Below are 14,796 nucleotides of genomic sequence, written 5' to 3' on the forward strand. Positions count from 1 at the left end.
GAACGCCTTCGCATCCGTGTCGATCACATCGCCCGACACCAAGACGCAGCAGAACCCGGGCATCAGCGCGACGTCTGGTCCTTCGTCCCGATCCTGCTGCGAAAAACAAAATGGGAATGGAGTCCGTCATGACCTTACCGCACGAGCATATGATCCCGTATCATTCGACATCGCGGAGACGGCGGAGCCTCGGCTTCGGGGCCATCGAATATATGGCCGCGGCCGTCGATTTCGCCATCGTGCTCATCTCGAGCACGCTCGGGTTCATGCTGTACGAGCATGTCGTGTTCGGTGCCTACAACGATCCCTCTCCCTATGTCGGGATCGGATTGGTGGCCTCCACCATGTTTGTGCTCGCGATGAGCGGCGTGCATGCCTACAGCGCGCAGCAGATCCTGCAGTTGCGACGACAGGTCATGCTGGTCGTGCTTTTGATCACGACGGTGCTCTGCTTCCTTCTGACCGTGATCTTCTTCCTGAAACTCGGCGACACCATTTCGCGCGGCGCCATCATCACCATCGCCTTCATTTCCACGGTTGGCCTGCTCGGCACGCGCTATCTCTGGTATGCGCATGCCGCTCGCTCGATCGCCCATGGGATGTTCCGCCGCAGACGCGTTCTGCTGATCTGCCCGAAGTCCTACCAGGTCGATCAGCTTCGCGGGCATGCCGGCCTGTCGGGCATGGAGATCACCCATGTTCTGCCCGTCTGCGAGGAAGACTCGATCGGCGGCCTGACCGGCGACGTTCTCCGGCGCAATGGTATCGGCAATGTCGACGAGGTGCTGGTGGTCTGGAAACGCGCCACCGTTGCCGACATGGAATCCAACCTCTCGGCGTTGCGGCGCTTTCCGCTTGCGGTCAACGTCATCTTCGACAGTTTCGTCGGCGGCATCGTTTCCGGGGAATCGCAGAAGATCGGCGGCGTGCATGCCTTCCAGACGCAGCGCCCACCGCTTGCGGCATGGGAGCGCGGGCTGAAGCGGTGCTTCGACGTCGTCTTCTCTTTCAGCGCGCTGATCCTGCTTCTGCCCGTGCTGATCCTCATCGCGATCGCCATCAAGATGGAAAGCAAGGGCCCCGTGCTGTTCGTGCAGTCGAGAAAAGGCTACGGCGGCGACGCCTTCCGGATTCTCAAGTTCCGCAGCATGCGGGTCATGGAAGACGGCGCCGGCATCCGCCAGGCGACCCGCAACGATCCCCGCATCACCCGGATCGGCGCCTTTCTCCGGGCGGCGAGCCTCGACGAACTTCCCCAGTTCTGGAACGTGCTCCGGGGCGAGATGTCGATCGTCGGGCCCCGTCCGCATGCCATCGCGCATGACGATCTCTACGACGCCCTGATCAGCGAATATGCGATGCGGCAGCATGTGAAGCCAGGCGTCACCGGCTGGGCGCAGGTCAGCGGCTGCCGGGGCGAGACACCGACGGTCGAAAAGATGCGGGAGCGTGTCCTGCACGATCTCTGGTACATCAACAACTGGTCGATTTGGCTGGATCTGTGGGTCATCCTCAAGACGGTGATCGTCGTTCCCGACCTGACGAAAGCCTATTGAGAGCGATCTCGATCGACCCTCGGCCGCAGCACAGTCCCGTCGCGGCGTTTCCCCACACATGTCCAAGAGGGTTCCATGAGATTAAGCGACTTTCCGCGGCGGATCGCTCTCGTCGTGTTCATGGCAACGGGCCTTCTCGGGCGCAGCGACGCGGCGTCGCGCCTGAGCCTCGGGGAGTTCGAGGCGCTCTACGCCGAGCCGCTCGCACCACCGCAGACGCCGCTGCGCGTCTTCCACCTCGGTCACAGTCTCGTCGGCCGCGATATGCCCGCCATGCTGGCGCAGCTCGCGCCGGAAGGACATCGCTACGAGAGCCAGATCGGCTGGGGAACCACCCTGAAGGCGCATTGGGACCCGCAGGGCACGATCGCCGGCTTCCAGGAGAACGACCCGAATCGCCACCGCGCACCGCACGAGGCTCTCGCGAGCGGCGAATACGATGCCTTCGTCATGACCGAGATGGTCGAGATCCGCGATGCCATCCGCTACTTCGATAGCCCGGACTATGCGCGCCGCTGGGCGATGGCGGCGCGTGCCGGGAACGAGCGGATCCGCGTCTACCTCTACGAGACATGGCACGCGCTGAGCGATCCGGACGGCTGGCTGATGCGCCTCGATACGGATCTCCACCGCCAGTGGGAGGGCGAGATCCTGCGGCGTGCGCTTGTTGCAGCGGACACCGACGCCGCCATCTACATCATCCCGGCCGGCCAGGTCATGGCGAAGGTCGTGCGCGAGATCGAGGCGGGGCGCATTTCCGGCCTGACGAGCCGCAAGCAACTGTTTTCCGACGATATCCACGTCAACGATGCCGGAGCCTACCTCGTCGCGCTCACACACTATGCCGTGCTCTACCAGCGCGACCCGACCGGGTTGGCATACCAGCTGAACCGGCATGACGGCACGCCTGCGGAAGCGCTGCCGCCCGAGGCCGCGCGGCGGATGCAGGAGATCGTGTGGGAGGTCGTCTCGGCCATGCCTCGGACGGGTATCGCCCGATAGCGGCGACGCCATGCGCGAGGCGGGGCGCTGAACCGGCCCACGTGGCCGGGCGCTATTTATATTCGATGATCGCCTGCCGGCGACGGCGCGCCGTGTTGATGTAGAAGGTCATCGCGCCCTGGAACTCGGGAAACTTGCCGAGCATATCGAACAGGGCATTGCGCCAGGACACCCGTGCCCAGGGGCCCCTTGGCGTTCCCCCCGAAGCGCGCCTCACCGCTCCCTGACGCAAGGCCATGCGCGCGATCTGGGCCGGGTAGAGCGCGAGCAGCAGGATCGCCGGCGGAAAGACGAACGCGCCGATCAGCGCCGAACCCGGGAGGACGCCGCCCCACAGGATCGCGCGGCCGAGACTGCGGCCCCAGATACGGCTTTCGGCATGCCGGTGAAGGCCGGCGACTTCGGCAAAGGCATGGCCGCTGCGCACGGCCCGGCGCCACCACTGGCCGAACCGGTGGATATCGGCGTCATGCTGCGTCATCTCGCAGTCGAGCCGCCAGACGCTCCAGCCCGCGGCACGCAGGCGCACGCAAAGCTCCGGCTCCTCCCCGGCAATCAGGTCGGAGCGATAGCCGCCCATCTGGCGGAAGAGATCGGCCCGGATGAGGATGTCGCCGCCGCATTCCAGGGCCTTGCCCGGCGGACCGCTCCACTCGCGGTCGCAGAGGGCGTTGAAGACGGATGCTTCTGGAAAACGCTCCCGGCGGCGTCCGAAGACGAGCGCGACCGACGGGCGATCGCGCAGAAAGTTTCGCGCTGTCCCGATCCAGCCCGCGTCGAGCGTGCAATCGCCATCGATGAACTGGACGACGGCGGTGTCCGGCCAGCGCGCCATCGCGGCTTGAAAGCCCGCATTGCGCGCGCGCGCGGCCGTGAAGGGTGTGGTGATGTCGAGCTGCACGACGGTGGCGCCGAGATCGCGCGCCGCAGCCACGCTCCCGTCGGACGAGCCGGAATCGACATAGACCGTCCGCGTGATGCAGGCCCCGAGCGAGCGAAGGCAAGCGATAAGGCGCGCGCCCTCGTTTCGCCCGATCACGACCACGGCGACATCGGTCGGGGCGGTTGCGGCATCCGGTCCGGGTCCGTCCTGCAAACCCGTTTGCTCGCTAGGCCAATCGGCGACAAAGCCGGCTGTGGTCATGGCGTCGATCTCCTACCCCTCGAGAAAGGTCCTGACCGTTTCCCATTTGGGAGAGTCCGCGGCGGAGGATTCGGTTTCGAGCAGACCCCAGCTACCCCATTTGCTGTAGCTGCCCATGGAATTGTAGAGGACATAGGTTTGCCCCCCGGCCGCCCACCAGTTGTTCAGATGCTTCCGGTAGAGTCCGGCCATCCGTCGATCCCGGTTGGCGCTGCGAAACAGCTGGTCGATCTTCTCGTTGTTTTCGACGCCCGAATGACCCGCCAGATGCTGCCCGCCCTCATAGGCGACGAGGCCGACGCCGAAGGTTTTGGCAATGCTTGCCTGCGTCTCGATCATCACCTTGTTCGCGCCGTCGATATCGGCATCCAGCGCCTCGAAGAGTTCGTCCAGCGTCCAGCGCGAGACGGTGGCAGCCTGCTCGGGCGAGCCGATGGAGCCGCCGAAATAGGGGGCAACCGCCAGCACGTCGGCATGTTTCCGGGCGTTGCCCCAGGACAGGATCGTCTCGCTTGCCCATCCGATCCCCGCCTGGGAGGCGTAGACGCCGAGCACCCTGTCCTTGTCGCTGCCGAACGCCTTTTCCCAGATGTCGATGACCTCGCTCGACCGTTGCGCATAGAAGCGCAATTGGGCTTCGAAGTCGTGGACCGACAGGTTTCGGCGCAGCCCCTCCTGCCGCGCATAGGCGGCTTGTTCGAACATTCCGTTCCAGACCTCGTTGGAATATTCGACATAGACCGGCAGCGCCGGGTCGAGATCGCGTCGCACCTGCTCGGCAAATCGGCGGACGTGATCGTCATCCGCCCTGTGCGGCAGGGTGAACCAGGGCGCAATCCGCAGCGTGTTGGCAAGCTCCACCATGTATTCCAGCGCGACGCCGCCTTCCGACTGGCCGAAGCGGGCAAAAGCGGGCCTGTCCGACCAGCTGACGATCTTGGAATTGTTGGTGTCCATCCAGTCCATGAAGCGCAGGGCCGACATTGGCTTCCAGCGGTCGAGAAACGGCTGTCGAAACGTCTCGGATGCCTGCGGCACCGCATTTTCCGGATAGAGCCGCAGATTGCGCAACGGGTCGCGCGCATCGGTGGCAACCAGGCGGGCGCAGATCGCGCCGCCCTGACGCAGGTCCCGGATCACGTCCTCGCCCCGGCGCCGCTTCGTCACGGCCGCACCGGTATAGTCGAGGCGACCGTCTCCGTCATACTGCACGACGAGATCGACAGGCAGGTGATCGCGATGCGGCGTGTGGATGAGAAACGTTTCCAGATAGCTGCCGCGCGGCACCGAGAGGGGATATTTTTCCGCCGTCATCGGCGGCAGCGGATAGGTCCAGCTGAAGGGCGCCGTCTCCGGTTGCATCCGCCAGGGGGAAGCCGCCATGGACAGGTTCGAGAACGGCTGCTCGTTGCCCCAGTAGGAGAGCCCCGCCAGATTGATCCCGATCTGCCGGCCAGCCGACGGCGCGCTTTTGGCAAAGGCCTCGACACCGCGCACGGATGGCAGCAAGGCAAGGCCGGACAGGATTTTCAGGGCGGTTCGGCGATGCATCTATCAGCTCCGGGAACGTTCGCTTGCAGGATCGCGTCTCCGCAGCCCTCTTGCAGGGACGGGGTCCATTATTCTCCTATGGCAGCACCGCGCGCCTTGTAAACGGCGCCTTTCGATGGAGCCTGCGGCCGTCAACCTCCCCTTTTGTCTAGTTCGTCGGATAACCGCCGCTGATCCTATACTGGGCGCTTAACGTGTCTCTTCCCTCTCCGGCTCTCCCCGTCCCGGGTCTCAAGGATCGTGGTCTCCATGCGCATCGGATATTTCACCAACCAGTATCCCGCACCGAGCCATACCTTCATCCGCCGGGAGATCGCAGCCCTTGAGGCGCGCGGACATGAGGTCGACCGGTATGCGATCCGCCCGTCGGCCGTTGCGTTGAAGGACGCGGACGATCTTTCGGAGGCGCGGCTGACGCGCCATCTTCTCCGGGCGGGCATCGTCGCGTTCCTGACCGCCAGCCTTCAGGCACTGTTCTATCATCCCAGAGGTCTGGTCGCAGCGTTCGCATCGGCGCTTCGCCTCGCCCGAAGCGCGCGAAACGGCTATGTGAAGCACCTGATCTGTCTGGGCGAGGCCATCCTTCTCGCGCGCTGGTGCCGGGACGACGGGATCGCCCATCTTCACGTCCATTTCGGCACGAACCCGGCCGCGGTTGCGGCCATCGCCCACGAGATCAGCGGTACGCCCTTCAGTTTCACGGTCCACGGGCCGGAGGAATTCGACAGGCCGGAGGAACTCGGCCTGTCGCGAAAGGCTGAAAAGGCCGCCTTCGTCGTGGCCATCAGCTCGTTCGGCCGCAGCCAGCTCATGCGCTGGATTCCGGCAAAGGACTGGCAGAAGATCCACATCGTTCCCTGCGGCATCGACGAAGATTATCGCCGCGAACCGGCAAGCGAACCGTCCACCGAGCTTCGACTCGTCAATATCGGCCGGCTCTGCGAACAGAAGGGGCAGATGCTGCTGGTCGAGGCGGCCGCGCGCCTGCGCGATGCGGGCGTTGCCTTCCAGCTCGTCCTCGTTGGCGGCGGGCCGTTGAAGGATGAGCTGGAACGCACGATCACCCGTCTGTCGCTCGAAAAGACCGTGATCCTCGCCGGCTGGCTTTCCCAGGACGAGGTCCGCCGCGAAATCACGCGGGCGAGGGCGATGGTGCTGCCGAGTTTTGCCGAAGGCCTCCCCGTCGTGCTGATGGAGACCATGGCGCTGATGCGGCCTGCGATCTCGACCTATGTCGCGGGCATTCCCGAGCTTGTGACTCCGGAGACCGGGTGGCTCGTGCCGGCCGGGGACGTCGAGAGCCTCGCGGATGCCATGCGCACAGCCCTGACGGCGAGCGAGCAGGAGCTGGCCCGCATGGGCATGGCCGGTCGCCTCAGAGTGCTGGAACGCCACGACATCGCCGTGTCGGCCGAACGGCTCGAGGGCCTGTTTGCGGTATCACAGAAGACACGATCGCCCGCGAAACGCCCCCTTCCCGCCGGCGCGACCGCGCAGGCGGTCTGACAGATCCGCACCGCCCGGCACATCATCAACGCCGGGGCTTGCCACCATCGATCGTCGTCACCGGGCTGGCGTGACGGATGAAGTCGCCCAGCAGTTTCGGTGGTCCGCCCGAGCGTTTCCCCTCCAGAAACATCCGCATCCGGCACAGAACATGGCCGACGACCCAGGCCGTGTCGGCCATCAACCGATAGGCCGCACCGTGATGCTTCAGATAGTAGCGTCTGCGGGAGTTGAACCAGTAAGACGGGCGACGGGCCGGACGACGATCGCGCAGTGTGACCCCGGTTGCCTGCCCGACCAGGTGAACGACACGGCTTGCGGGGACATGCCAGCATTCCCAACCGGCCTTTGCCGCGCGCCGGCAGAAATCGACCTCTTCGTAGTAGAGGAAGTAATCCTCGTCGAGCCCGCCGATCTCTTCGAAAACATCGTAGCGCACGAGCATCGAGGCGCCGGAAACCCAGTCGATCCGCGCGGGCGTATCGGGCATCGGCGGGGCGACCTGCCAGCGGCGCAGGAGACGGGTGACCGGACCGAACCGGACTTCGCTTTCGAAGTCCGCTGCCAAAGACGGAAACCGGAAGGCGCAGGCCTGGGGCGTCCCGTCGGGATCCTCCAGCCGGCTTCCGGCGATGCCTGCAGCCGGATGCCGTTCCATGAAGCTGACAAGGCTGCGGATGGACCCGGGCCGGGCCACGGTATCTGGATTGAGGAGCAGCACATAGTCCGGCCGCCCCGCCTCGAGCGCATGGTCGATGGCGCGATTGTTGCCGTAGGAGAAACCGCCATTGACGTCGAGCGCGCGGAAATCGACGTTTCCGGCCCAGCCCCGCTCCGCGATCGCAGCGGCGATTTTCTCCGCCGAACCGTCGCCCGAAACGGCGTCGACGATCACGATCCGGGTCTTTTCGGGAACGGTTCCCGGCACGGCCAGGGAGGCGAGGCAGTCGATCGCAAGATCGGCCGTCCGGAAGTTCACGATCACGACCGCCAATGTGGGCTCGACCTGCATCGGCGGTGCCTCCTCACGTTTCCATCGGGTTGTAAGCGGCGGGAGCGAGGGGAAGGCGCGGAATACGCGCGGCAATCCCGTGCCGTTGCCGGTCGATCAGAACCTTGCGGACGATGCTGGAGCTGACCACCTTCGCCGATTTGGCATAGGCATAGACCAAGCAGCGATCGGCCAGAACATTGATGATGCGGGGAACACCGCGCGCTTCCTCATGCAGCATCATCTTGGCCGGATTGGAGAAGAGCTCGGGACGGCCGCCGGCAACCCGTATCCGGTGATTGATGTATTTGCTGGCCTCCCTCGCCTCCAGTTCCGGCAAATGGAAGTCCGAGGAGACACGTTGGGCAAACTGCACCATGCCCGAGGACTGCAGCATGTCGCGCAACTCGGGCTGTCCGACGAGGACGAGCTGCATCATCATCCTGTCACGGTTGATGTTGGACAGCATCCGCAGTTCCTCCAGCCGGTCGATCTGAAGGTTCTGCGCCTCGTCTATCACGAGGACGACGCGGCTGCCGGGCCTGTCGCCCGACGCCACGAAGTCGCAGAAGCGCTTGTAGAGTGCCGGATAGGATGCCCCTTCGAACGGCTGTCCGAATGCCATGAGGATCCATTCCAGCAGATTGCCGAAATTGGCGGGCGTATGGGATATCAACCCGATCCGGGCTTCCCCCTGCATGCTTGCCAGGAGATGATTGACGAGCGTCGTCTTGCCCGATCCGATGGCACCGGTGATGACGGTGAACCCGGCCTGATTGATGATCCCGTATTCCAGCATCGAAAAAGCCATAAGATGCGAAGGACTGAAATAGAGAAATTTCGGATCGGGAATGATCGAAAACGGCTTCTCGTTCAGCCCATAGTAGCTTTCATACATTCAACCGCTCCGCAGCATGAGGCGTTTCGAAGATCGTGTCTCCGGCGCCGATGCGCCGTTAGGGGCGGCTGGTCAGAAGCCGTGTTTCCCGCATTTGTTCAGAACGAACATGGTCGCCTTGCCGGCACCGATATAGGTCTTGCAGACCTCGATATCGGAGAGTTTCGTTTCCCGGGTGGCAAGGACGAGCGTGACGGCATCCGCGTGCTGCACGAGCGCCGCGCTGCCGTCGTTCGTCAGCATCGCCGGCAGATCGACGATGACGACGCTCGGGCGCAGTCTCTCCCGCGCCTGGTCGATCATTTCCTCGACGCGAAACGTCTCCTCGGTTGCAACGCCGCCGCTCGGACGCTCTGCTGCCGGTATCGAGAGAATATGGAGATGGCTGCTGCCGACGCCGACCCTGCGCAGTCCGGCCGCCGGCGCTCCCATGGTGCCGTCCGGAGCGTGAATGGCCCGCAGGCCCATAAGCCGGCCGATCGCGTTCGATCCGACGTTCGCATCGATCAGAAGCACATTGGCGCCCGGCATCCGGGCGAAGCTCAGAGCAAGGTTGACGGCCGTGATCGTGGTGCCGCAACCCCTGGTCGGCGCGGCCACGGCCACCACCGGTTTTTTCGGTCCGATCCCCAGGCTCACGAGCTGATTGCGCAGCATGTCGTAGAGACGCGTGACGGGATCGCCACTGTCGAAGGCGACGAGATGCTGCGACCGGAGACGATGGAGGGAGAGCAAGTCGGACTCCGCGTCCGGCATCGGCGCGCGCATCTCGGGCAGTCGTCCGTCGACGGACGTCGGCGACTTGAACAGGTTGAGATCGATCGCATCGGACGCTCTCTTCGTCCGTGCCAGCGCCTTGGTGATGGTGTCCATGAGTCCCGCCTCGCGTTGTCTGTTAAATTTTCATGCGAGCCCGGCGCTGTTCTTTCCGGGCCATTCTGCGTGGTCGTCAGGCGTATCCCTCGCCCGCCGCCGGGCGTCCGGACTGGTCGGGCCAGCGAGGTATCATCAGTAGGGTCTGCCCCTCCAGCACAGTGGTCAGGTCGAAGGCACCGCGGATGGTCGGGCTGAAAAGGTCGGCGACATAGACACCGGCTGCGCCGGCGAGGAGCGCCGCAAAGGCAACGCCCAGAAGCATCTTCAGCCGCCGCGGTTCCGTCGGGTATCGGGGAACCTCGGGTGTCTCGATGATCTGGATGTTGACGGCGGAATCGTCCTGTTCGATACGTTCGCCGCGCCGCGCGGCATCCACCTTGGCGTTCATCTCGTCGAGGTTGCGCTGCAGGCCCTCGCGCTCCACCTGTATGGCACCGAGGCGCGTTTCGACATCGGAACCGCGTGCGGCCGTCGCCTCCAATGCGGCAAGACGATCCGACAGCGTGCGGCGCTGCGCCTGCAGAGCGTCCAGTCGCGGCCGGGCAAGATCGATCTGATCTGCGGTCAAAGCCAGTTCGGGCGTCAGGCCCGACCGGTCGATCGACCGGATGTCGCCATCCGGTGCCACCGGCTGCAAGGCCTGCCGCTCCAGCGCGTCGAGACGCTGGCGCAGGCCCCGCACCACAGGGTGGCTGTCCGAATAGGTCAGCAGGCGCTCGGTCAGCTCCGTCCGGAGCGCCGCGATCTGTGTGCGCTGACGCGTCGTCACATCGGCCTGCCGGACGCCGAGGCGGAATTGGGCCTCCAGAAGGCTGAGATCGTCGCGCGACCGCGAGATCGTCGTGTCCAGCTCGGTCAGTTCGCGCTTCTTGTCCTGGATCTCACCGAGCAGTGTCGGCATCCTGCCGGGCATTGCGTCGCTATTGTCGGACACGAACTGGGCCCAGGCCCGTTCACGCGCCTGAAACTGCTCCGTCAGGCCGCCGACTTCCCGGACGAGGAAGCGGACCGTATCGGACGCACGCCCGACGCGGATGCGCTTGCCGTCGTCGATGACCATGCGCACGAGTGCCTCGGCAACGGCCGCCGCGACGTCCGGATCGCTGTACTTGAAGCCGATCCTCGCCGACGTATTGCTGGCGAATTGCGTCGAAGGATCCGACATGGTGCTGGCGAAGGTGATCTGCTTGCGGATCAGGTCGGCAAGTTCGGTATCGGTAATGGTGTCTCGGACCTGGGGAAAGAGATCGAAGCGTTTGGCCAGCGAAAGGAGATTTTCGCGCGCGAGCACCCGTTGTTCGATGAATTGCAGCCGCTCGTTGGAGACCGTGGGCGACAACAGGGCCGTGGGCGTCTGCTGGACCTCCATGACGATCAGGCCCTCGGCGTAATAGGCCCGATCCATCGTGAAGACGATGACGATGCCGAGGAACGCCGCGATCACGGCGGGGACGATCGCGTAAATCGGCTTCAACAGCAGAAGATCGAGATAATACTGGATATTGCGCACTATGAGTTTCGACATCACCCGTCTATCGCCCCCGAACCGTCCTATGAATGAAGTGTTTTTGTCGTCTGAAGAAATGCCGGCTTATTGCGAGATCTCGTTGCCGCCGAGCGTGAGAAGCCCCACCCTGTCAGCCTCCGCGACGGACGGATCTGCCGGCGGACCGCTCAAGGCCGGCCTGTAGACGACGCGGACAAGGTCGTTGGCCAGGATCGGCGTCATCTCGGTCGCGGCGATTTCGCGCATCTCGCCGCCCGTTGCCCTGACGATGCTGTAAAGCGCCAGCTGCGGCACGACCGGCCCGTCGCGGACCTGCCGCTCGGCATAGATCGACAGGATCGAGCGGCTGTCGGCGAGCCGCGCCCGCGTTGCCGACTGTTCCCGCTGGGCGGCGACGATCTCCGCATGCAGCTGCGTGCGGCGTTCCTTCTGCTCCCGTTCGAATGTCGCGACCTCGGTCGTCGCCAGTTGCTCCGCCGTCAACAGACCCGTGGTCAGCTCGCTGACGAGGCCACGCAGCGTCGCGACTTCGCTCTCCTGCTCGAACTGGCGCACCGCCTGCGCGGCACCCTTGGCCACGAGCTCGGTCGTGCTGTCGAGCCGCTTCTGGGCAAGCACGACACGCTGCTGGACCGTTTCGAGTTCGCTGCGCGCCGAGGCGGCGATGCGTCCCTGCATGGCGACGGCCTCCTGCTGCCGTGCCTCCTGGTCGGACTGCAGGGAATGGCGATCGTCGAGAACTTTCTGCTCCTGCGCCAGCAGCGGGCTGTCGAGGGATACCTGATCGGTCACGACCACGGTCTTCCCGTCGAGCTCGGCCTGCAGGCGCGCCGTGAGAACGCCGAGCTCGTCGAGACGGTTTTCGGCAAGCTTGATGTCCCGTTCGACCAGAATGGCCCGGTCCTGATCCGCAGGCGGGATGGCCTGACGATAGAGGCCGCCGGCCAGGCTGACCGCATGAAGAACCGTCATGCCGTCGCGGAAACGATATTCGCCCGGGGTGGAGACCTCTCCCGCGATGAACACCGTGGGCTGCGCCGCCGTGTTGGCCTGCAGCATCGCCGTGAGGCTGAGGGCATCCTTGTAGTAGCCGGCCAGCCTTTGGCGCAGGGCGGTTTCCAGCTCCTCGACGGTCATGCCCTGGGCCTTCACGTGCCCGGCAAGCGGGAATGAGAACGATCCGTCAGGGCCGATCACCGCGGTACGCCGCAGATCTTCCTCTTCGGCCACCCAGATCTCGACAGTGTCGCCGGGCTGAAGGCGATAGGGCTCCTGCGCGACGACCGACGTCGCGACGAAGAGGGAGAGAAGACCGATGAATGTCGAAAGCCAACGCATGCCGCGCTCCGGATCAGAACCTTGGAAACCTCACCCAAGGGTGTAGGACCGGGATCATGGTAGGAACTTCTGCGACATCTGAAAATAACGCATAATGGCGTAGACGGAACGCACGGAAGAGCAAGGGCAGACCATGAACGAGCAGACGGCACATGCCCTTGACACATCCATGCCCGGTCACCCTGAACAGGTACATTCCAAGATGAAATCCTATGTCATCGCGCTTCAGGGTTCGGTCTACCGGATCGATACAGATACATGGGCAGTCGAAAGCGCCTATTCCCATCATCTGATCGAACTCATATCGAGTATAGACAAGAGCTTTTCGGAGATCGTTGTTATCTGTCCGGCCATGAGCGACGAGGCCTATGCCCGGAATAGACTGTCTCTTTCTGAAATGAAGAGAACATCAGGGGTTTCCTTCATTACCGCATATCCGGAAAATGTCTCGCCGCGCGTGTTCTGGACGCGGCACGCAGCACGATTGCTGCGGGAAATCAAGTCCACGCTGCGGCATGCCGGCATCGTCCATTCGGGTATGTCCTCCGACATCTGGCGGCCGTTCATGGCCATGGTCAACGTCACGGCGTGGAGCATGGGAAAGCCCGTTCTCTTCATCGTCGATATCGATTTTCGCATGAACACCTGGCGCCTGCGGCGGCTCGGCGTGTGGAGCCGGAAAAATTACCTGACCAATCGCCTCTTTCACGATCCGATGCGCTGGACCCAATTGTGGCTGGCACCCCGGCTGTGCGATCTGGTTCTTCTGAAAAGCCCCGAACTGGTCAGGGATTTCGGCAAGGGCCGCGCGCATGTGAAGAACTTTCTGGATACGGTTCACGCCAGCGAGCACATCCTGTCCGATACCGCGTTGCAAAGCCGCCTGAAAAGCCTGCGTCAGCCCGGAACGCCGCTGAAGCTTGCCTATTTCGGCAGGCTTGTGCCCTATAAAGGTGTCGACAAGGCCATCGAAGCGGTCGGCATCCTGCGCGCGCGGGGCCTCGACATACGCCTTTCGATCATCGGAGACGGCCCGTGCCGCGAAGCGCTCTGCCGGCAGATCGAGGACGCCGGCCTGCAGACGGTCGTGACGATGCTGCCATCGGTTGCCTATGGCGAACCGCTGTTTGCTGCGCTGGCCGATTGCCACGCATCGCTCGCGACGCCCTTGCGGGAAGACACGCCGCGCTCGGCCTTCGATTCCATGGCGCGCGGCCTGCCCATCGTCGCTTTCGACATCGCCTATTTTACGGGTCTCGCCGAACAGAGCGGCGCGGTCGCGCTGGCGACGTGGCCGGATGCGCAGAGCCTTGCCGGCGAAATCGCGGCGCTTGCGGAGGACCGCGAGCGACTGGCGGAGATGACATCGAATGCGGTTGCGTTCGCGCGGGCGAACACGCAGCCCATCTGGCTTGCGCGCCGGCAGCAATGGACCCGGGAGCATGTCCGGGGGTACACCGAACAGGCCGTGTAGACGGCCGAGTGAAGCAGGCTTCAACGCGTTTGAATGACGCCATCGCCCCTTTGTCCACTCTCAAGGGAGGGTGGCGTCAGGCAGTACGGGAGAGCACGCGAGGGCGCGGTGCCGGCCGCATCAGCAGTTTGTTGAGGAGGCGGCGCTTCAGCGATGGCCAGACGAGCACTTCGCGATCCTGCTCGAAGATCGCGCCATTCAGCGAGCGATCGCGCCACAAGGCCAGTTCCGCCCCCCACGCCGCTGCCGCTGCCGGATCGAGGCCATCTTTCAGGCCCATGTCGGTTGCGAGAATGCCGGGCATCCATGTCGAGATGACGATATCGGGAAAGCGATCCGAGAGATCGGCCACCAGCGCCTGCGAAAAGATCCGGGCAGCCCCCTTCGACACGCTGTAGGCCGCACTTGCTGGCTGCGGACTGAGATCGGCAAAGCTTCCGACATTCACGATCCGCCCGGTGCCCGTCCGGATCATCGAGGCGAGCGCCGCATTGGTGCAGGAGACGACGCCGCCCAGATTGACCAGAACGGAATCCATGAAGCTCTCATAGGTCTCCTGAAGGACATCCCGGCGCACATGGACGGCGGCATTGTTGATCAGGATCGTCACGTCGCCGAACCGGCGGGCGATATCGGCGAACGCCCGCGTGACGGCCGCATCGTCGCGGATATCGACGATCTCGGGCACGAACCGTCCCGCAACCACGAATCGCCCGGTTTCCTCCAGGGCCTGGTCGCGCCGTCCCATGCCGATCACGAGCACCCCACGCCGTGCAAGCTCGATGCTCAAGGCGCGGCCGAGGCCCGACCCTGCGCCGGTCACGACGGCGATCTCGGTCGGGAGCCTCTCTTCAGCCCGGATCGTCTGTTCGGAATAGAGGTTCAGCATCGACGAGACCTGTCTCTCGGGTCGCCCCGGCCTCCTGCCTCGACACAAGACGGCCTCATCCGGC

General features: G+C 64.2%; 12 protein-coding genes. 4 read left to right on the forward strand and 8 right to left on the reverse strand.

Annotation, left to right across the window (positions count from 1 at the left end):
• Positions 1–128 precede the first annotated feature (128 nt).
• A complete protein-coding gene (locus C8J36_RS21505) occupies positions 129–1,556 on the forward strand; it encodes an undecaprenyl-phosphate glucose phosphotransferase (RefSeq protein ID WP_132537391.1) in 1,428 nt (475 codons plus the stop codon).
• Positions 1,557–1,631: 75 nt separating this feature from the next.
• Positions 1,632–2,558: a hypothetical protein gene (locus C8J36_RS21510; RefSeq protein WP_132537392.1), complete on the forward strand. Its 927-nt coding sequence runs from the start codon at positions 1,632–1,634 to the stop codon at positions 2,556–2,558.
• A gap of 52 nt (positions 2,559–2,610) precedes the next feature.
• Here C8J36_RS21510 and C8J36_RS21515 read toward each other — a convergent pair whose 3' ends face one another.
• On the reverse strand, positions 2,611–3,702 hold the full coding sequence (locus C8J36_RS21515) for a glycosyltransferase (RefSeq protein ID WP_132537393.1): 1,092 nt from the start codon (positions 3,700–3,702) through the stop codon (positions 2,611–2,613).
• Positions 3,703–3,714: 12 nt separating this feature from the next.
• Entirely contained in the window at positions 3,715–5,253 is a 1,539-nt protein-coding gene (locus C8J36_RS21520) for a hypothetical protein (RefSeq protein WP_245506692.1), read from the reverse strand.
• Positions 5,254–5,502: 249 nt separating this feature from the next.
• On the opposite strand from C8J36_RS21520, the gene C8J36_RS21525 reads away from it, so the two are divergent.
• Complete coding sequence (locus C8J36_RS21525) at positions 5,503–6,759, forward strand: glycosyltransferase (RefSeq protein ID WP_132537394.1); 1,257 nt, start codon at positions 5,503–5,505, stop codon at positions 6,757–6,759.
• A gap of 25 nt (positions 6,760–6,784) precedes the next feature.
• Here the strand turns inward: C8J36_RS21525 and C8J36_RS21530 are convergent, their stop codons facing one another.
• The 5 genes from C8J36_RS21530 to C8J36_RS21550 all read right to left on the reverse strand — a co-directional run bounded on the left by C8J36_RS21530 (position 6,785) and on the right by C8J36_RS21550 (position 12,369).
• Positions 6,785–7,771 carry a glycosyltransferase family 2 protein gene (locus C8J36_RS21530; protein ID WP_132537395.1) on the reverse strand — a complete coding sequence of 329 codons (987 nt, stop codon included), beginning with the start codon at positions 7,769–7,771 and terminating at the stop codon, positions 6,785–6,787.
• A gap of 13 nt (positions 7,772–7,784) precedes the next feature.
• Positions 7,785–8,648, reverse strand: a complete 864-nt coding sequence (locus tag C8J36_RS21535) for an AAA family ATPase (protein ID WP_132537396.1) — start codon at positions 8,646–8,648, stop codon at positions 7,785–7,787.
• 72 nt (positions 8,649–8,720) lie between these two features.
• Entirely contained in the window at positions 8,721–9,521 is an 801-nt protein-coding gene (locus C8J36_RS21540) for a hypothetical protein (RefSeq protein ID WP_132537397.1), read from the reverse strand.
• Positions 9,522–9,597: 76 nt separating this feature from the next.
• Positions 9,598–11,049, reverse strand: a complete 1,452-nt coding sequence (locus tag C8J36_RS21545) for a hypothetical protein (protein ID WP_132537398.1) — start codon at positions 11,047–11,049, stop codon at positions 9,598–9,600.
• Positions 11,050–11,115: 66 nt separating this feature from the next.
• Positions 11,116–12,369 (reverse strand): polysaccharide biosynthesis/export family protein, encoded by a 1,254-nt coding sequence (locus tag C8J36_RS21550; RefSeq protein ID WP_132537399.1) that lies wholly within the window; start codon positions 12,367–12,369, stop codon positions 11,116–11,118.
• A 202-nt stretch (positions 12,370–12,571) separates the two neighbouring features.
• Between C8J36_RS21550 and C8J36_RS21555 the strand changes: the two genes are divergently transcribed.
• A complete protein-coding gene (locus C8J36_RS21555) occupies positions 12,572–13,843 on the forward strand; it encodes a glycosyltransferase (RefSeq protein WP_165915138.1) in 1,272 nt (423 codons plus the stop codon).
• A 76-nt stretch (positions 13,844–13,919) separates the two neighbouring features.
• Here C8J36_RS21555 and C8J36_RS21560 read toward each other — a convergent pair whose 3' ends face one another.
• Positions 13,920–14,732, reverse strand: coding sequence for an SDR family oxidoreductase (locus C8J36_RS21560; RefSeq protein WP_132537401.1), 813 nt, complete (start codon positions 14,730–14,732; stop codon positions 13,920–13,922).
• Positions 14,733–14,796: the final 64 nt, after the last annotated feature.

Source organism: Rhizobium sp. PP-F2F-G48, assembly GCF_004342335.1.
Classification (GTDB): Bacteria; Pseudomonadota; Alphaproteobacteria; order Rhizobiales; family Rhizobiaceae; genus Ferranicluibacter.